The sequence below is a fragment of the Candidatus Binatia bacterium genome, assembly GCA_023150935.1.
Classification (GTDB): domain Bacteria; phylum Desulfobacterota; class Binatia; order HRBIN30; family HRBIN30; genus JAKLJW01.
In genome coordinates this window covers 127011-143942 of sequence record JAKLJW010000004.1, presented here as the reverse complement: position 1 = coordinate 143942, position 16932 = coordinate 127011, and the positions used below count along the sequence as shown (strand labels likewise).

At 65.2% G+C, this 16932-nt stretch carries 19 protein-coding genes; 18 read left to right on the top strand and 1 reads right to left on the bottom strand.

All coding sequences use genetic code 11. The annotated features are described in order from the left end of the window. Positions 1–97 precede the first annotated feature (97 nt). Positions 98–1267: a phosphoglycerate kinase gene (locus L6Q96_04770; protein MCK6553884.1), complete on the bottom strand. Its 1170-nt coding sequence runs from the start codon at positions 1265–1267 to the stop codon at positions 98–100. Positions 1268–1694: 427 nt separating this feature from the next. On the opposite strand from L6Q96_04770, the gene tolQ reads away from it, so the two are divergent. The 18 genes from tolQ (at position 1695) to L6Q96_04680 (ending at position 16923) form a co-directional block, all read left to right on the top strand. Then, the gene (gene tolQ, locus L6Q96_04765; GenBank protein MCK6553883.1) at positions 1695–2369 is read left to right on the top strand and encodes a protein TolQ; all 675 of its coding nucleotides are present in this window, start codon (positions 1695–1697) and stop codon (positions 2367–2369) included. A gap of 73 nt (positions 2370–2442) precedes the next feature. Then, positions 2443–2856 (top strand): protein TolR, encoded by a 414-nt coding sequence (tolR, locus tag L6Q96_04760; GenBank protein MCK6553882.1) that lies wholly within the window; start codon positions 2443–2445, stop codon positions 2854–2856. A 139-nt stretch (positions 2857–2995) separates the two neighbouring features. Continuing rightward, complete coding sequence (locus L6Q96_04755; GenBank protein ID MCK6553881.1) at positions 2996–4207, top strand: cell envelope integrity protein TolA; 1212 nt, start codon at positions 2996–2998, stop codon at positions 4205–4207. An 80-nt stretch (positions 4208–4287) separates the two neighbouring features. Continuing rightward, positions 4288–5604 carry a Tol-Pal system beta propeller repeat protein TolB gene (gene tolB, locus L6Q96_04750; protein ID MCK6553880.1) on the top strand — a complete coding sequence of 439 codons (1317 nt, stop codon included), beginning with the start codon at positions 4288–4290 and terminating at the stop codon, positions 5602–5604. A gap of 24 nt (positions 5605–5628) precedes the next feature. Further along, on the top strand, positions 5629–6150 hold the full coding sequence (gene pal, locus L6Q96_04745; protein ID MCK6553879.1) for a peptidoglycan-associated lipoprotein Pal: 522 nt from the start codon (positions 5629–5631) through the stop codon (positions 6148–6150). 4 nt (positions 6151–6154) lie between these two features. Next, on the top strand, positions 6155–6961 hold the full coding sequence (locus L6Q96_04740; GenBank protein MCK6553878.1) for a tetratricopeptide repeat protein: 807 nt from the start codon (positions 6155–6157) through the stop codon (positions 6959–6961). A gap of 39 nt (positions 6962–7000) precedes the next feature. Continuing rightward, complete coding sequence (locus tag L6Q96_04735) at positions 7001–7936, top strand: bifunctional riboflavin kinase/FAD synthetase (protein MCK6553877.1); 936 nt, start codon at positions 7001–7003, stop codon at positions 7934–7936. Beyond that, a complete protein-coding gene (locus tag L6Q96_04730) occupies positions 7933–8856 on the top strand; it encodes an RluA family pseudouridine synthase (GenBank protein MCK6553876.1) in 924 nt (307 codons plus the stop codon). Before L6Q96_04735 ends, L6Q96_04730 begins: the two co-directional genes overlap by 4 nt. A 140-nt stretch (positions 8857–8996) precedes the next feature. Further along, positions 8997–10424 carry a transcription termination factor Rho gene (gene rho / locus L6Q96_04725; GenBank protein MCK6553875.1) on the top strand — a complete coding sequence of 476 codons (1428 nt, stop codon included), beginning with the start codon at positions 8997–8999 and terminating at the stop codon, positions 10422–10424. Between the two features lie 75 nt (positions 10425–10499). Beyond that, positions 10500–11291: a 30S ribosomal protein S2 gene (gene rpsB / locus L6Q96_04720; GenBank protein MCK6553874.1), complete on the top strand. Its 792-nt coding sequence runs from the start codon at positions 10500–10502 to the stop codon at positions 11289–11291. Next, on the top strand, positions 11288–11902 hold the full coding sequence (tsf, locus tag L6Q96_04715; protein ID MCK6553873.1) for a translation elongation factor Ts: 615 nt from the start codon (positions 11288–11290) through the stop codon (positions 11900–11902). Before rpsB ends, tsf begins: the two co-directional genes overlap by 4 nt. Positions 11903–12005: 103 nt before the next feature. After that, complete coding sequence (gene pyrH / locus L6Q96_04710) at positions 12006–12665, top strand: UMP kinase (GenBank protein ID MCK6553872.1); 660 nt, start codon at positions 12006–12008, stop codon at positions 12663–12665. A 5-nt stretch (positions 12666–12670) separates the two neighbouring features. After that, positions 12671–13228 (top strand): ribosome recycling factor, encoded by a 558-nt coding sequence (gene frr, locus L6Q96_04705; protein MCK6553871.1) that lies wholly within the window; start codon positions 12671–12673, stop codon positions 13226–13228. 3 nt (positions 13229–13231) lie between these two features. Then, the gene (locus L6Q96_04700) at positions 13232–14005 is read left to right on the top strand and encodes an isoprenyl transferase (GenBank protein ID MCK6553870.1); all 774 of its coding nucleotides are present in this window, start codon (positions 13232–13234) and stop codon (positions 14003–14005) included. After that, on the top strand, positions 13992–14795 hold the full coding sequence (locus L6Q96_04695; protein ID MCK6553869.1) for a phosphatidate cytidylyltransferase: 804 nt from the start codon (positions 13992–13994) through the stop codon (positions 14793–14795). The genes L6Q96_04700 and L6Q96_04695 overlap by 14 nt, the downstream gene beginning before the upstream one ends. A 24-nt stretch (positions 14796–14819) precedes the next feature. Next, on the top strand, positions 14820–15896 hold the full coding sequence (gene rseP, locus L6Q96_04690; protein ID MCK6553868.1) for an RIP metalloprotease RseP: 1077 nt from the start codon (positions 14820–14822) through the stop codon (positions 15894–15896). Between the two features lie 5 nt (positions 15897–15901). Next, positions 15902–16579 carry a tRNA (adenosine(37)-N6)-threonylcarbamoyltransferase complex dimerization subunit type 1 TsaB gene (gene tsaB, locus L6Q96_04685; protein MCK6553867.1) on the top strand — a complete coding sequence of 226 codons (678 nt, stop codon included), beginning with the start codon at positions 15902–15904 and terminating at the stop codon, positions 16577–16579. A gap of 98 nt (positions 16580–16677) precedes the next feature. Continuing rightward, a complete protein-coding gene (locus L6Q96_04680; GenBank protein ID MCK6553866.1) occupies positions 16678–16923 on the top strand; it encodes a DUF465 domain-containing protein in 246 nt (81 codons plus the stop codon). The last annotated feature ends 9 nt before the right edge of the window (positions 16924–16932 follow it).

The following is a 16932-nucleotide window of genomic DNA, read 5'->3' as shown; positions in this document are numbered from 1 at the left end:
GTCCCAGGTCCGAAGGCGGACGGACCCAGCCGTCGTGAAAGCGATTGGCTTTCCTGCTGTCAACTCTTCGAATTGCCCGGCCGGCTCGATTCGCCGTTCACTCGAGCGCCGCGATGCCCGGCAGGGTCCGCCCTTCGAGGAACTCCAGCGAGGCACCGCCCCCGGTCGAGATGTGGGAAATCCTGTCCGCCTTCCCCGACTGCATCACCGCCGCTACCGAGTCGCCACCACCCACCACCGTCAGGGCACCGCTCGCCACCACCGCATCGACCATAGCCATCGTCCCGTGACTGAACGCCGGCACCTCGAAGATGCCCATCGGTCCGTTCCAGATCACCGTCTTCGCCCTTGCCACCGCCGCCGCATACAGTTTCTCGGTGGCCGGACCGATGTCCACCCCCAGCATGCCGTCGGGAATCGCCGGCCCGACCACCTGAACCGGCTGGTCTCCTTTGACCGAGGTCGAGACGCGATGATCGACCGGCAACAGCAACTCCATACCCCGCGTCTTCGCCGCCGCCAGCAGACGCGAGGCCGTATCGATGCGGTCGTCCTCGACCAGCGAGTTGCCGACGGCAATGCCCTGCGCCTTCAGGAACGTGTAGGCCATCGCTCCGCCGATCACGAGGGCATCGACCTTATCGACGAAGTTTTCGATCACCGCCACCTTGTCGGACACCTTTGCCCCGCCGAGCACGGCCACCAGCGGGTGTTCCGGTCTGCGCACCACCTTGCCGAGGTAGTCACACTCCCGCTGCAACAGGAGCCCCGCGGCCTTCTGCTTCACGAACGGCACCATGCCGGCCGTCGAGGCATGGGCCCGGTGCGCCGTGCCGAAGGCGTCGTTGACGTAGACGTCGGCCAACCGCGCCAGTTGCTTCGCGAAGATCTCGTCGTTGCCCTCTTCTTCCGGATGGAAGCGGAGGTTCTCCAGCAACAACACCTGACCGGGCTGCAGACTCGCCACCATCTGCTCGACCGCCGCCCCGACACAGTCCGGCGCCAGCTTCACCTCTTCACCGAGGATCTCCCCCAGCTTCTTCGCCACCGGCGTTAGGCTGAACTCGGGCTTGGCCTTGCCCTTGGGCCGGCCGAGGTGCGAGGCAAGAATGACACGGGCACCCTTCTCCCGGGCGCGCCGGATCGTCGGCAGCGCCGCCGTTATGCGGGTCGCGTCGGTCACCACACCGTCCTTGAGCGGAACGTTGAAGTCGACGCGGATGAACGTCCGCCGATTGTGGAGGTCGAGGTCGTCGAAGGTCTTCATGGCGGGGTCTCTGAACGAGTCGGTCGGCGGTCGGAAGTCGACGGTCGAGAAGCGGATGCGCTTACGCCGTACGTGTCACGGTGTTCATGCGCCTGTCGCGGCTGAAAACCGGCCTTCGTAAACCACGAAATCCGACGGGCCGTCAAGGTGGCGGGCGGCGGTCGCGTTGACTCGGCGGAGGGGGCATATTAGCCTGCTCGCACATCCGCCGGGACGTTCGAACCGCCACATGCAGGGTGCGGGCGACCGAATAGAGTGCGACGTCCGCCGTCAGGATCGGACGATGTCTCCGCGGTGTCCGGCACCATGGGTGCCGAGGGCAGGCTCGTCAACGCGAGCCGGGTTGGCGATGAGGGTTGGCTGAATGGGGGTGGGGATAGTGCCCGCGGCGCTTGCGCAGGTCACCGGCGTACAACCGGAAGGTCTGCTGCACATGGTGTATGGCTCCGGACCGGTGGTCCAGGGCGTCCTTTACATCTTGATCCTGTTCTCCGTCCTCAGTTGGGCGATCGTGTTCTACAAGTTTCGCCAGATTCGCGTCGCCCAGCGTCAGTCGGAGCGGTTCTTAGAGGTCTTCTGGGACACGAAGAACCTCACCAGCATTCACACGGCCAGCCAGGATTACAAACAGAGCCCGGTGGCACAGGTGTTCCGCGCCGGGTATCAGGAACTCGTGCGGCTAACCCGGGCCAAGCGCCCGCCGGCCGCCGGCGAGCCGGCACTTACGACGGAACTGGGCGGTGTCGACAACGTCGAGCGCGCAATGAAACGGGCCGCAAGGCAAGAGATCACGCGGCTCGAGAAGTCGCTGACTTTCCTCGCCACCACCGCCAGCGCGGCGCCGTTCATCGGGTTGTTCGGGACCGTCTGGGGCATCATGAACGCCTTTCGCGGCCTCAGTGTAACGCAGTCATCGAGCATTCAAGCCGTGGCCCCCGGCATCGCCGAAGCGCTGGTGGCCACGGCAACCGGCCTCGTCGCCGCCATCCCCGCCGTCATGGCGTACAACCACTTCGCCCGCCAGATTCGCGTGCTTTCGGCCGAAATGGAGAATTTCGCCTCGGAGTTCCTGAACATTGCGGAGAGGCATTTTCTGAAATGAGGGCCTCGATGAGCGTGGTGGCCCGGGGGGTGGTGGGGGGCGTGGAGATCGGTTTCGGGGATGGACGCTGACGATGGCCTTCGATGCGCAAGAGGGTAACGGCGGGACGATATCGCAGATCAATGTGACGCCGCTGGTGGACGTCATGCTCGTGTTGCTGGTGATCTTCATGGTTACGGCGCCGATCCTGCAACAGGGTGTGGCGATCAATCTGCCGAAGGTGGCAGCCACCGGCCTCACCGGCGGCGACCAGCAACTCGTGGTCAGCGTCAACAAGGAAGGCAAGCTCTACCTAAACGACACGCCGATGCAGCTCGACGAGCTGCGTCCGAAGCTGCAGGCGATTATCCAGATGCGACCGGATCGCCAGGTATTCCTGCGTGCCGACGACGCCGTCGCCTACGGTCACGTCATGCGGGTTATCGCTGTGATCAAGGGCGCCGGTGTCGAGCGGCTCGGCATGGTGACCGAGCCGCCCGAGGGGTAGCGAGGCGACGCCTTGCCTGTCGCAGGCTGCACCGATGACCGACGCCCCACCGATAATCGTCAACGAACCCGAATTCGATCGGAACCTGTGGTCATGGGTGGCGCTCTCGGCGACCATGCACTTGTTGGCCGTTGCCGGCATGCTGCTCGTGCCCGGCGCCCTGTTACGGCCACCGCCGCAAATGCGCTCGTATACCGTCGACCTGGTGGCCCCGAACAAAGTTGGCGGCACCAACCTCGTTTCCGGCGGCAAAGGCCGTGTGGCGGCACCGCCGCTCGTCGCCGCGGCGCCGGCCCCCGCGCCGGCCGCGAAACCGGCGCCGCCACCAGACCCCCCCCGCGCGCAAGAACCGCCGAAGGTGGAGCAACCAGCGCCCGTAGCAAAGGCGGAGCAACCGCCCCCGGCAGCACCCCGGCAACCCGAGCCCAAGCCGGAGGCCAAGCCCGAACCTCAGCCTGAGCCCAAGCCTGAAGTTAAGCCCGAGCCCAGGGCGCAAACGAAGCCCGAGGCTAAGCCTGAGCCTAGGCCTGCGCCACCGAGGCAGCCCGAGTTAAAGCCGCAGCCGCCGGACGATCCCCGGGCGATGGCCCTCAAGGCCAAGCCCGCCGAGGCGAAGCCCCCGGCACCCGCGACCAAGCCGTCACCGCCGGCCGCCCGAGCCGAACCGGCGAAGCCCGTCGGAAAGGATACGCCCGAGAAGAAGGCCGAGGCGAAGACGAAAGAAACCATGCCCGTGGAAGTCAAGAAAGCCGGCAAACCTGAACCGCAGAAGAAGCCCGAGCCTTCGCAAGCGGCCGTGGTTGCCAAGCCGGCGCCCGCCGCTGTCGAACCCAAGCCGGTGGCGGCAGCCAGACCCACTCCGGCCACCGCCGCCGGCGCGGTTTCTGCGTCAGCGCGGGAAGCCGGCGACGGGGCGGCGCTCGACGACCGGATCGCGGCGGCAGTGCGACGGGTCGAGCAACGAATGGGCGAGCGCGGCGCCGGCGCCGCCAGCCGGCCGGGCGACGCCCCGGGCGGACCCGCCTCCATAGGTCCGGGGGAAGGCACGGGCGGTAGCGCGATGGGGATCGAGTACCTGATGTACCGCAATCAACTGGAGGCGCGCATCAAGCAGAACTGGGCGTGGGCGGGGACCGACAGGGGCCGGGAGACCGTAATACGGTTCTCGATTACGGCGACCGGCGAGGTGGTCGACATTCGCATCGTCAAGGGCAGCGGCGACCCGGGCTACGACTCGTCGGTGGAACGCGCCGTACGGGCGCTGAATCCGCTGCCGCCACCGCCGGAACAGTATCGCCAGGAGTTCAGCGACGTCGAGTACACGTTCACGCCCGAATCCCTGCAGATGTGAAAATGGTCCCGGCAAGTCCAGAAGAGCGCGCAACGCGCACCTCGGAGAGCGAACCGCGAAGGTACGTAACGATGCATGGCATGACACGAAGATGGGTCCTGGCGGGTTCGATCGCCGCGGTTACACTGGCCGGTGCCGGTAGCGCTACGGCACAGGTGCGCGGCACCATCTTCGGGCCGGGGTCGCGCAGTTACCCGATCGCCGTGGCGCCTCTAAAGCCGCTCGCCGGGGGTACGGCCGCACGCGACGCCGCCAGGACATTTGCCGAGGTCCTCGAACGCGATATGGTCATCGCCGGCCTGTTCAAGGTCCTCGACAAATCGACGTTCATCGAGAAAGCGGAAACCTCCGGCCATACAGAGGACTCGATCGACTTCGGCAGTTGGTCCGTGCTCGGCGCGTTGGCTCTGGTCAAGGGCGCGTGTAGCGTCGAGGGCGACCGGGTAACGATCGAGGTTCGCCTGTTCGACGTCATGCAACGCCGCTTGCTGGTCGGGCGGCGTTACGGGGGGAGCCGCAGCGACGTGCGCCGCATCGCCAACCGCTTTGCCGACGAGATACTCACGGTGTTTACAGGCGAGCGGGGCCCCTTCGATTCGCGTCTCGCCTTTGTCTCGACGCGCGGCGGGCGGTTCAAGGAGATCTACGTCATGAGCCCCGACGGCGGCGACGTCCGCCAGGTCACCCGCGGCCGGACGATCCATGTGTCCCCTGCGTGGACCGATGCGGCGCAGGGTCTCCTCTTCACGGGGTACCGGCGGGGCAACCCCGATCTGTTCCGGCTCGATTTGCGCAGCGGCCGTGAAACCATGGTGTCGAACCGACGTGGTCTGAACCTCGGCGGTCAGGTGTCCCCGGACGGCTCCCGCATCGCGGTTGCGATCGAGGACGAGGGCAACGTCGAGATCGCCGTCCTCAGTGCGGACGGTCAGTTGCTGCGCCGCGTAACCAGCCACTGGGGCATCGACGTATCGCCGACCTGGTCTCCGGACGGGCGGCGACTGGCCTTCTGCTCGAACCGCAGCGGTGGACCACAAATCTACATCGTCAATGCCGACGGTGGCGAACCGCGCCGCATTACCCACAGCGGCAATTACAACACCTCGCCGGCGTGGTCTCCAAAGGGGGATCGCATCGCCTACGTCAACCGCGGCGGTGGGGAGTTCAACGTGTTTACGGTGACTCCGGAAGGCACTGACCCGCGACAGCTGACGCGGGGAAGCGGCAACAACGAGGACCCGAGTTGGTCGCCGGACGGGCGCTACCTGGTTTTCAGCTCGTCGCGCACGGGTAGCAAGAAGCTGTTTGCAACCGACGAGTCGGGCGCGACCCAGGTTCAATTGACTGATGGGGGGGGAGATGATAGCTCCCCCGCCTGGTCGGGGTGGCTCGATTGATCGGCGGGCCTAGGGAGGAGGAGTATGTTTGAGCGGCTGGTATCGGTGGCGCTGGTCGCCGTGGTACTGATCGCCGGCAGCGCCGGTTGTTCGAGCAAGAAGAAGGGCGCCGGCGACGAAGGTACGGGCACCGGCATAAGCGAAGAAGGTGTGACACCGGGCGGAAGCTTGGAACGCTTCAAGGAAGGCGAAGACCTCGGTGCCGAGGAAGGTCCTCTCAAGGACATCAACTTCGCTTTCGACTCGTACGAGCTTGACGATGACGCCCGCAGCGTGCTCCGTGGTAGTGCGGAGTGGCTCAAGGATCACCCGAAATCGCGTGTGGAAATCGAAGGGCATTGCGACGAGCGTGGCACGGTCGAATACAACCTCGCTCTTGGCGCCAAACGCGCCAGGTCGGCGAAGGACTATTTGGTTACACTTGGCATCGCTGCGGACCGCCTCGGCACGATCAGCTATGGCGAGGAGCTACCGCTGTGCCGCGAGCACACCGAGGAGTGCTGGGCGGAGAACCGGCGTTGCCACTTCGTGGTCCTCAACCAGTGAACGCGTGATTTCTCGTCGCCGGCTGCTGTGGGTCGTCTTGCTACCGCTGGCTGCGGTGGGCTGCGCTACGCGCGCCGATTACCTTCAGATCAAGCAAGAGTTGCGCGAAACCCGGGCGCTGGTTGCGGATCAGCAGGTCGCCATCGACGGCTTGCGCCGGCGCATGGAAATCCTCCGCGGCGATATGGGAGGCGGCCGGGCGGGTAGTGGGGCGCCGTCCGGCACCGTCCTGCAGCGCATGAACTCCCTTGACGCACGCGTCACGGCGCTCGAAGACCGGCGGGGCGTGATCCCACCGACGCCGACCGCCACGGAGACGCCGCTCGCGAACGAGACCCCGCCGGGGGCCGAGGCGGCGACGCCGGAACCGACGCCGATACAGGCTTCCGGAATGGATGCCGCGTTGAACCGGGAGGAGGCCGCGCTGCCCGAGGGCCAGGTCGAGAACGAGTATCGGGAGGCGCTCGGGCTGGTGCGGGAGCGGCGCTGCAACCAGGCGGTGCCGAAGCTGCGCGACCTCATCCGGCGCAATCCGAAGAACGCGATCGCCGACAACGCTCAATACTGGATAGGTTCCTGTTACTACTCTCAGCGCGATTACAGCCGCGCCATCATCGAACTGAACGACCTGGTCTTGAAGTATCCGAAGGGCGATCGCGTGCCGGCAGCCCTGCTGCTGATGGCGGACGCGTTTGCGGATTCGGGCGACAAGATAGACGCCCGCCTGGTGCTCCAGAAACTGATCAGCCAGCACGGTTCGGCGCCGGAAGCCGAGCAGGCGCGGCGCAAGTTGCAGGCCCTCGGCGATTGACGCGCGGCGCGGGCCGCGGCGCCAGGCCGGTCGCACGTCATGACGATTCTGCGCCACCTCGAGCGAATCGGTCGTCGGTTCCGGGCGCCGGTGCTCACCCTCGGCAATTTCGACGGCGTGCACCGTGGCCATCAGGAGATCCTCCGGCGGCTGGTGACCCGCGCCCGTGCACTCGACGGCGACCCGATCGTCATCACGTTCCGTCCACACCCCGCGGCAGTGCTGACACCCGAGCGCGCGCCGCGCCTGATCACCGACTGGCGGGCTCGCCTCGAGCTGATCGCAGAGTTCGGCATCGAGGCCATCGTCGTCCAGCGCTTCACCCGCGAGTTTGCCGCCGTAACCGCCGAGGATTTCGTTCGCCGACTGCTGATCGAGAACCTCGGCGTCCGCGCCGTGGTCGTAGGCCACCGTGTGAACTTCGGTCACAACCGGGAGGGGCACGGCGATTCGCTGCGCCAATGGGGTGTCCAATACGGTTTCGACGTGGAGATCGTCGGACCCGTCGAAGCGGGCGGCATGCTGGTGAGCAGCTCGGCGGTTCGGCACGCGATCGGTCACGGCGACCTCGAACGTGCCGCGCTTCTCCTCGGGCGTCCACCCAGCGTTGCCGGCCACGTCGTTCATGGCGCGGCGCGCGGCCACGGCCTCGGATTCCCGACCGCCAACCTGCGGGTGCCGGGCCTCGTACTGCCGCCCGATGGAGTTTACGCGGTGCGCGTGCGCACCGGCGCGGGGCAGCGCCTGGGTGTCGCCAACATCGGTGTACGACCGACCTTTGCGGACATGAAGCGCAGCCTCGAGGTCCATCTGCTCGATTGGCGCGGCGATCTGTACCGCCAGCGCCTCGATATCACTTTCGTCAAGCAACTGCGGGGTGAACAGCGCTTTTCAAGTCCGGCGGCGCTGGCCGAACAGATCGCCCGCGACGTCGCCGCGGCGCGCGCCCTGCTGACCAACCCAAAAACCCGGTGACCGCGCAGATAATCGTTGTCGAGGCGGCGGCTGCCGGAGAGCGTCTGGATCGTTTTCTCGCGGCCAGGGGCAGCTGGGGTTCCCGGGCCCAGGTGCAGCGCCTGATCGCCGCCGGCCATGTCCGTGTCGACGAAGCGGTCGTGAAGGCCGGCACGCTGCTGCGCGTCGGGCAGCGGATTAGCGTGGTCGCCGTGCCCGCCCAGCTCGCCCCAGCCGAAGCGGCACCGGAGGCGATCGACCTGGACATCCTTTACGAGGACGACTGGATCCTGGTGATAGACAAGCCCCCCGGGTTGGTGGTGCATCCCGCGCCCGGGAACTGGCGCGGGACGGTGGTCAACGCCCTGCTGAACCACTGGCACGGTCCGCGCCCGGGGCTCGACCCGGCGCGCCCCGGCATCGTCCATCGACTCGACAAGGACACTTCGGGGGTTCTCGTGGTCGCCAAGGACGCGATCACGCTGGCAGACCTGGCGGCGCAGTTCCGGGCGCGAAAGGTGACCAAGCAATACGTGGCGTTCGTCTGGGGACGGGTGCGCAAGGACCGCGGCACGATCGCCGCTCGCATCGGCCGCCATCCAGTAGAGCGGAAGCGCATGGCGGTGCGGCCGGCGGGACGAGAAGCGGTAACGGAGTTCGAGGTCCTCGAACGAATCGACGGAGTGACGCTGCTGCGGCTCTTCCCGCACACCGGCCGAACCCACCAATTGCGGGTCCATCTCGCGGCCATCGGCCATCCGATCGTGGGAGACAAGTTGTACGGCCACGGCGGACGGCCGAGCGTGGCCGGCCGTCAGGCGTTGCACGCCGAGCAGCTGGCGTTTCGCCATCCGCGCACTGGGGCCGCCGTCGCGTTCCGGGCGCCGCTGCCGGCGGACATGGCGGGGTTACGCGAGACGCTGAAGCGCAAGTCGGCTTGACAACCGTATGGGCATTAACTACGTTCCGCCGCGTCGCATCGGTAATATCGACCATCGCCTCTTGCGCCGGCGTCGACTGAGCCGATCGCGGCGCCCAACACTCCCATACCACTCCAACTGCCCAGAGAGGGGAACCACGCATGGCCGACGAAGCCGTCGGGAGGACCAAACAAGCCGCCGCTGGAGGTGCGCATCGAGTCGAGCGCCGTCGGCGCTCCGCGGACACTGAAGAAACCGCCGATGTCCGCCCGGTGAAGGCGGAGGTTCATCAAGTCGAGAGTCACGCGGCCTCTGCGGTCTTGCCCGGCAAAGAAGGCTCCCTCAACCTCAAGGTTCTCAAAGAGAAGAAGATCGGCGATTTGGCGCAGATCGCCAAGGACCTCAACGTCGAGGGCGCCTCGAACATGCGCAAGCAGGAGTTGATCTTCGCGATCCTGGGCGCACAGACCGAGCAAAACGGATCGGTGTTTGGCGAGGGCGTGTTGGAGATCTTGCCCGACGGCTTCGGTTTTCTCCGGGCACCGGATTACAACTATCTTCCCGGTCCGGACGACATCTACATATCGCCCAGCCAGATTCGCCGGTTCAATCTGCGCACTGGCGATGTCGTCGAAGGCCAGATTCGTCCCCCGAAGGAGGGCGAGCGGTACTTCGCGCTCCTCAAGGTCGAGAAGATCAATTACGAGGAGCCGGAGAAGGCGCGCGACAAGATTCTCTTCGACAACCTGACGCCGCTTTACCCGAACGAGCAGTTGCGACTGGAGCACGATCCCGAGGAGTACACGACTAGGCTCATCGATCTGTTCACCCCCATCGGCAAAGGCACCCGCGGGCTCATCGTCGCCCCGCCGCGTACCGGCAAGACGATGATGCTGCAGAACATCGCCCACGGCATCACGCGCAACCACAAGGAAGTCGTCCTCATCGTGCTGCTCATCGACGAACGGCCCGAGGAAGTGACCGACATGCAGCGCTCGGTGCAGGGCGAGGTGATCAGTTCGACGTTCGACGAACCGGCCACCCGGCACGTGCAGGTCGCCGAAATGGTGATCGAAAAGGCCAAGCGGCTGGTCGAGCACGGGCGCGATGTGGTGATCTTGCTCGACAGCATCACGCGGCTGGCGCGCGCCTACAACACGGTGGTCCCGCCGAGCGGCAAGATCCTCTCCGGCGGCGTGGACTCCAATGCCCTGCACAAGCCCAAGAAGTTCCTCGGTGCCGCCCGCAACATCGAGGACGGCGGCAGCCTGACCATCATGGGGACTGCCCTGGTCGACACCGGCAGCCGCATGGACGAGGTGATCTTCGAGGAGTTCAAGGCCACGGGCAACATGGAGATCCATCTGGATCGCCGGCTGATCGACAAACGCATCTTCCCGGCGATCGACATCAACCGATCCGGGACGCGGAAGGAAGAACTCCTACTGGGCAAGGACAAGCTCGCCCGGGTCTGGATTTTGCGCAAGCTGTTGTCGCAGTTGAACCCCGTCGAGGCGATGGAGTTCTTGATCGACAAGATTCAGGACACCAAGGACAATCAGGAGTTCCTCGACTCGATGAACCAGTAGGACGAGGTTGCGAGGCGACAGAGCTTTCTGATAACGATGGATTTTTAAGGAAACGGACGAACGGAGACCCTCGATATGCCGGAAGTCAGCATGAAGCAGCTCTTGGAGGCCGGTGTCCATTTCGGCCACCAGACCAGCCGCTGGAACCCGAAGATGAAGCCTTACATCTTCGGCGCCCGCAACGGGATTTACATCATCGATCTCCAACGCACCGTCAAGTTGTTCGAGACCGCGTATAATTTCGTGCGCGACCTTGCCGGCAAGGGAGGCTTGATTCTCTTCGTCGGCACCAAGAAGCAGGCCCAGGACGCCATTCGGGAAGAAGCCGAGCGCGGCGGTGCGTTCTACGTGAACACCCGTTGGCTGGGGGGCACGCTGACGAATTTCCAGACCATCAAGCAGAGCATCGACCGTCTGAAGAAGTGCGAGGAGATTCTCGAAGACCCGGCGATGGCCGACGCACTGACGAAGAAGGAGATGCTCGGGATCTCGCGCGAGCGCGACAAGCTGCTCGGGTCGCTCGGCGGCATCAAGGCGATGCGCAAGTTGCCGGACGCCCTCTTTGTCATCGATCCCAAGAAGGAAGAGATCGCCATAAAGGAAGCTAACAAGCTCCGCATCCCCGTCGTTGCGGTGGTCGACACCAACTGCGATCCCGACGTGATCGACTACAAGATCCCGGGTAACGACGATGCGATCCGCGCCATCCGGCTGTTTTGCACGGCGATCGCCGACGCCATAATCGAGGGCCGCTCGGTACTGGAGGAGAAGGCGAAGGGTGACAGCGCCCCCGAAGTCGCGCCCGCTGCCGAGGCTGCCGCTCCGGGGGAATCCGCGCCCTCCGGCGCGGAAGGAGAGGCGGGATGAGCGAAGTCAGCGCCACCCAGGTGCGCGACCTCCGCGAAAAGACGGGGGCCGGCATCATGGACTGCAAGCGCGCACTGGCCGAGAGCGCTGGCGACCTGGAAAAGGCGGTCACTTACTTACGGGAGAAGGGGCTCGCCGCGGCAGCGAAGAAGTCCTCCCGGGCTGCCAGCGAGGGGCTGGTCGGTTCGTATATACATGCGAACGGCAAGATCGGGGTGCTCGTCGAAGTTAATTGCGAGACGGATTTCGTCGCGCGGACCCCGCAGTTCCAGGCGCTGGTGAAGGATCTTTCCATGCAGGTGGCGGCGGCCAACCCGCGCGTTGTCCGCCGCGAGGACGTCGACCCCGCCACCATCGAAGCGGAGCGTCAGATTTACCGGGCACAGGCGGCCGGCAGTGGCAAGCCCGCCGCGGTGGTCGAGAAGATCGTGGACGGCAAGGTCGAGAAGTACTTCGCCGACGTGTGTCTCCTGGAGCAGGCGTTCATCAAGGACCCGCAAAAGACCGTGGCGCAGCTCGTGACCGACGCGGTAGCGTCGTTGGGCGAGAACATCGTCGTCCGACGCTTCGCGCGGTTTCAACTCGGAGAAACGGCGGAGCAGGCGGATTGAGGCGAGAGTGGATCCGGCGTCATCGAGCGCGGCCCCGCCAGGTCGGGAGCCGGCGGAACTGCGGTACCGGCGCGTCCTGCTCAAGCTGAGCGGCGAGGCGCTTATGCCCGCGAACGGGTATGGCATCGACCCCGGCACCCTCGCCGACATTGCCGGCGAAATCCAGCACGTCCATAGCCTCGGGTGCGAACTGGCCATCGTGATCGGTGGCGGTAACATCTTCCGCGGGGTCGCCGGCACGGCCCGTGGGATGGAACGGGCCAGCGCCGATTACATGGGAATGCTCGCCACGGTGATCAATGCCCTGGCCTTGCAAGACGCCCTCGAGCGCGCCGGTGTGCTTACACGGGTCATGTCCGCCATCAGCATGCAACAGATCGCGGAGCCTTACATCCGCCGGCGGGCTACTCGGCACCTCGAAAAGCGCCGCATCGTTATCTTTGCGGCCGGAACCGGGAACCCGTTCTTCACCACCGACACGGCCGCCAGCCTGCGCGCCGTGGAAATCAATGCCCAGGTCATACTGAAGGCCACCAACGTCGACGGCATATACGACGCCGACCCCAAGAAGACTCCGACGGCCAAGAAGTTCGTCGAACTGTCGTATATTGACTTCCTGAACCGCCACCTCAAGGTGATGGATTCGACCGCCATTACCCTCTGCATGGACAACAAGCTGCCGGTCATCGTCTTCGACCTCAACACCCGCGGCAACATCGGCCGCGCGGTCCGCGGCGACGCCATCGGCACGATCGTACACTGACGGCCATGACCGACGAGGTGATCGAAGAGCTCAAGAAGGAAACGGAACGGACCGTCACGGCGTTCCGCCGCGAATTGGCGCGCACCCGCACCGGCCGCGCCTCGACTGCCCTCCTCGAAGGCATCACGGTGGATTATTACGGTACTCGCACGCCGTTGAATCAGCTCGCCGGGCTTTCAGCCCCGGAGCCGCGTCTGTTGCTGATCCAGCCGTACGATAAGAGCGTCCTCGCCCAGATCGAAAAGGCTATCCAACAATCCGATCTGGGGCTGACACCGATCAACGACGGCAAGGTGGTGCGGGTTCCCATCCCCGAGTTGACCGAAGAGCGCCGCCGCGACATCGTCAAGCACGTGCGTAAGCTCGCCGAGGACTACCGCGTCTCCGTACGGAACCACCGGCGCGACTCGATCGACATGCTCAAGACGTTGCAGAAAGACGGCGAGATCACCGAAGACGACCTCCATCGCGCCCAGGAAAAGATCGATGCCATAACCCATGCGGGTATCGAGCGGGTCGATCAGGTGCTCAAGGGCAAAGAAGCCGAGATCATGGAGGTCTGAGGAGTGCCAAACGTTCTCACGGCCAATCTGGACCTCGACCGATTGCCCCGTCACGTTGCCGTGATCATGGATGGCAACGGGCGTTGGGCCGAGCAACGCGGACTCAGCCGTATCGAGGGGCACCGCCGCGGCAAGGACTCGGTCCGCGCCGTCGTCGAAGCTAGCCGCCGTCTGGGCATCGAGTATCTCAGCCTGTTCGCCTTCTCCACCGAGAACTGGCACCGCCCGCGCCGCGAAGTGAACGCCCTGATGGCGTTGCTGCGGCGCTACCTGCGCAGCGAACTCGGCAAGATGATGAAGAACGACATCCGCTTGCGCGCCATCGGCAACATCAAGCGTCTGCCGCTGCCGCTGCAAGAGGACCTCCGCGCCGCGATCGAGGCCACGAAGCGTAATCGCACCATGACCGTGGTTCTCGCCGTCAGTTACGGCGGCCGGCAGGACGTCGTAACGGCGGCCCGGACCCTGGCGCAGGAGGTGCGCGACGGGCGACTGAAGGCCGACGAGATCGACGAGCGGCTTTTCGAAGGCTACCTCGACACCGCCGGGATTCCCGACCCCGATTTGCTGATTCGCACCAGCGGCGAGATGCGGGTGTCGAACTTCTTTCTCTGGCAGTTGGCGTACAGCGAAATTTACATCACGCCGACGTTATGGCCGGAATTTCGAGAGAAGCAGTTTGTCGCGGCGTTGCAGCACTACCAGCAGCGGCAACGTCGATTCGGGCGCGTACCAGACCCCGGCGCCGAGAGGGAACAGTTGCGTGCTGCGCGCTAGGTTGGCGACGGCTGCCGTTGTCATCCCGCTACTCCTTCTTCTGATCCTGTCGGGCCCACCGCTCCTCTTTGCAGCCGTCGTCGGCGTGATCGCCGTCGGTGGCATCCTCGAATACGCGGTCATGGCGTTTCCGAGCCGCCCGGCCGAACGCACGATTACCGTTGCTCTCGGAGCCGCGATGGTCGTAGCCGGCGTCAGCCGGCACGACGCGCAACTGCTCGCGGGTGCGGTCGCGCTGGCCGTCGTGACGCTGCTGGTGTGGGTAGTGGTCTTTCGCGCCGATTTCGAACGCGGCCTCCACGATGCCGGCCTGGCTCTCGTTGGCCTGCTCTACGTCGGACTCCTGATGCCGCACTTCGTCTGGCTGCACGGCGCCGAATCGGTAGCCGGACCGCGGTGGGTCATCTTCGTACTCCTCATTGCCATGGCCGGCGACACCGCCGGGTACTTCGTCGGCCGCACCTGGGGACGCCACAAGCTCATCCCGCGAGTCAGCCCCGGCAAGACGATCGAAGGCGCGGTCGGGATGTTCATTGCCAGCCTGGCCGCAGGGGCGCTCGCCAAGTTGCTCTTCTTGCCGACCATCGGCTGGGCACAAGCGGTCGGCATCGCGGCGGTCATGGACGTGCTGGGCCAGGTCGGGGATTTGAGCGAATCGGCGATGAAGCGCACGTTCGGGGTCAAGGAGTCCGGCTGGATGTTCCCAGGCCACGGCGGCTTCCTCGACCGGCTCGATAGTCTCCTTTTTCCGGTCACCTTTCTGTACTATTATTTGTATCTGACCCCCTGAGCCACGGACTCCCCAGGAGCGCTAATGGTCACCACCATCGTCGCAGCCGTCTTCGTGCTGGGCTTCCTCATTCTCTTTCACGAGCTCGGCCATTTCCTCGTTGCCAAGCGCGCCGGCGTCGGCGTCCTCAAGTTCTCGATCGGCTTCGGGCCGAAGATCGTCGGCAAGCAGATCGGCCAAACGGAATACGTCATCAGCGCCATTCCCCTTGGCGGCTACGTCAAAATGGTCGGCGAGGACCCGGAAGAAGAGGTCGCTCCGGCCGACCGCGACATCGCTTTTCAGACCCAGTCAATCTGGACCCGGATGGCGATCGTCCTCGCCGGTCCCGGGGCCAACCTCCTTTTCGCCGCGATCGCCTTCAGCCTGGTGTTCATGGTGTACGGCGCGCGTATCCCCACCGAGGTCGCCAAGGTCGGTGGGGTCATGGAGAACATGCCGGCCGCCGCCGCCGGTCTGAAGGCGGACGACGTCATCACCGCCGTGGACGGCGCCCCGGTGTCGCAGTGGGACCGTCTGTCCGAGCTCATTCGCGGCAGCGGCGGGAAACCGCTGCAGCTCACGGTTTCTCGCGACGGCGGGTCGTTCGATCTGTCGGTTACCCCGGAGGCTCGGCCCGACAAGAATATCTTCGGCGAGACGGTCGGAACCGCGTACGTCATCGGCATCGAACGCGGCTTCGACAAGCAGGACGTCGGTGTTCTCGAAGGCGCCGCGATGGGAGTGCAGCAGACCGGTTGGTGGATCGAGACGCTGTTCGTGAGCCTCGTCAAGATGGTACAGGGACGCATCCCGCGCGATCAGATCGGTGGGCCGATCCTGATTGCGCAGGCGGCCGGTCAGCAGGCGCGGTTGGGCCTGGAATATCTGCTGCACTTCATGGCCGTGATCAGCGTCAACCTCGGGGTGCTCAACCTCCTGCCCATTCCGATCCTCGACGGCGGCCACTTGCTGTTCTTTGCCGCCGAGGCAATCCTGCGCCGGCCGCTCGACACGCGCCATCGCGAGATCGCCCAGCAGGTCGGGTTGGTTCTCCTCATCGCCCTGATGGCCTTCGCTTTCTACAACGACATCCTGCGCGTCGTTCAGGGCTGGGGCTGATATCGATGCGTGTCCTCGGGGTCGACACAGCGACGCGCCGGGCAACGGTCGCCGTCGTGGAGGACGATCTGGTTCTGGCTGAGGTCACCGTCGACAGCAGCAGCCACACGACCGCGATCTTGCCCCTGATCGACGCAGTGTTGCAGGAGGGTGGGTGTGGCATCGAGAGCGTCGAGGCCATCGCGGTATCGGCAGGTCCCGGATCGTTTACGGGATTGCGGGTAGGCTTGAGCGTGGCGCAGGGGATCGCCTGCGCCACGGGAGCGCAAGTCGTGCCCATCTCGACTCTCGAGGCTCTGGCCCACGCCGCCCCGATGGCAGGGGGCGCCGTGTGTCCGCTGCTCGACGCCCGCATGGGCGAAGTATACGCGGCATGCTTCGAGCGGGCGGGTACCGAGTGGCGAACGCATCTCGAAGCCCGTCTGCTCACTCCCGAACGGCTGGTAACGACGCTTCCTGCGCCATGCACGATTCTCGGCGATGCGGTGGTGCGTTATGGCACCTTCCTCACGGAGAGGCTCGGCCATGGCGCCACTGTTCTGCCGTGGCCGGAGTACGGTCCGCGCGCAAGCATCGTGGCGCGGCTGGCCCTTGCGCGGCTGCGCAGCGGCATCGCCGCCGCCGGCCGAGGGCTGGAACCATTCTACGTCCGTGCGCCCGACGCACAGGCGCAGATTCGCTAAGCCATTGAATTGCTTGCATTTTGCCGATTCCGCACCGTTTGACACGCCGCCGGGGGTGCGCTAAAGCTCATCGTCCCCCGACCGACGGAGAACGCGCGATGGAGAAGAAAGACGAAGATTTCATCCGGACGCTCCTCGACCAAGACGCCGAGCTCAAGACGTTTTACGAGGAGCACCTCGATCTCGAGCGACAACTCGAGGAGTTCAATCACCGGCTCTATCTGAGTCCGGAGCAGGAGATCGAGCGCAAGCAACTGCAGAAGCGCAAGCTCAGCGGTAAAGACAAGATCATGCAGATTCTGGAACAGCATCGTGCCGGCGTACGCCGAGCCGCAGCGGGCTGAGCCGTATCC

Bases quoted from the DNA above. Each gene is read 5' to 3' on its own strand.
- L6Q96_04755 (MCK6553881.1), top strand. From the start codon at position 2,996: ATGCTGCTCGTGCCCGGCGCCCTGTTACGGCCACCGCCGCAAATGCGC.
- rpsB (MCK6553874.1), top strand. From the start codon at position 10,500: ATGCCGGAAGTCAGCATGAAGCAGCTCTTGGAGGCCGGTGTCCATTTC.
- tolB (MCK6553880.1), top strand. From the start codon at position 4,288: ATGACACGAAGATGGGTCCTGGCGGGTTCGATCGCCGCGGTTACACTG.
- tolR (MCK6553882.1), top strand. From the start codon at position 2,443: ATGGCCTTCGATGCGCAAGAGGGTAACGGCGGGACGATATCGCAGATC.
- tsaB (MCK6553867.1), top strand. From the start codon at position 15,902: ATGCGTGTCCTCGGGGTCGACACAGCGACGCGCCGGGCAACGGTCGCC.
- L6Q96_04770 (MCK6553884.1), bottom strand. From the start codon at position 1,267: ATGAAGACCTTCGACGACCTCGACCTCCACAATCGGCGGACGTTCATC.
- frr (MCK6553871.1), top strand. From the start codon at position 12,671: ATGACCGACGAGGTGATCGAAGAGCTCAAGAAGGAAACGGAACGGACC.
- pal (MCK6553879.1), top strand. From the start codon at position 5,629: ATGTTTGAGCGGCTGGTATCGGTGGCGCTGGTCGCCGTGGTACTGATC.
- pyrH (MCK6553872.1), top strand. From the start codon at position 12,006: ATGCCCGCGAACGGGTATGGCATCGACCCCGGCACCCTCGCCGACATT.
- rho (MCK6553875.1), top strand. From the start codon at position 8,997: ATGGCCGACGAAGCCGTCGGGAGGACCAAACAAGCCGCCGCTGGAGGT.
- L6Q96_04680 (MCK6553866.1), top strand. From the start codon at position 16,678: ATGGAGAAGAAAGACGAAGATTTCATCCGGACGCTCCTCGACCAAGAC.
- L6Q96_04735 (MCK6553877.1), top strand. From the start codon at position 7,001: ATGACGATTCTGCGCCACCTCGAGCGAATCGGTCGTCGGTTCCGGGCG.
- tsf (MCK6553873.1), top strand. From the start codon at position 11,288: ATGAGCGAAGTCAGCGCCACCCAGGTGCGCGACCTCCGCGAAAAGACG.
- rseP (MCK6553868.1), top strand. From the start codon at position 14,820: ATGGTCACCACCATCGTCGCAGCCGTCTTCGTGCTGGGCTTCCTCATT.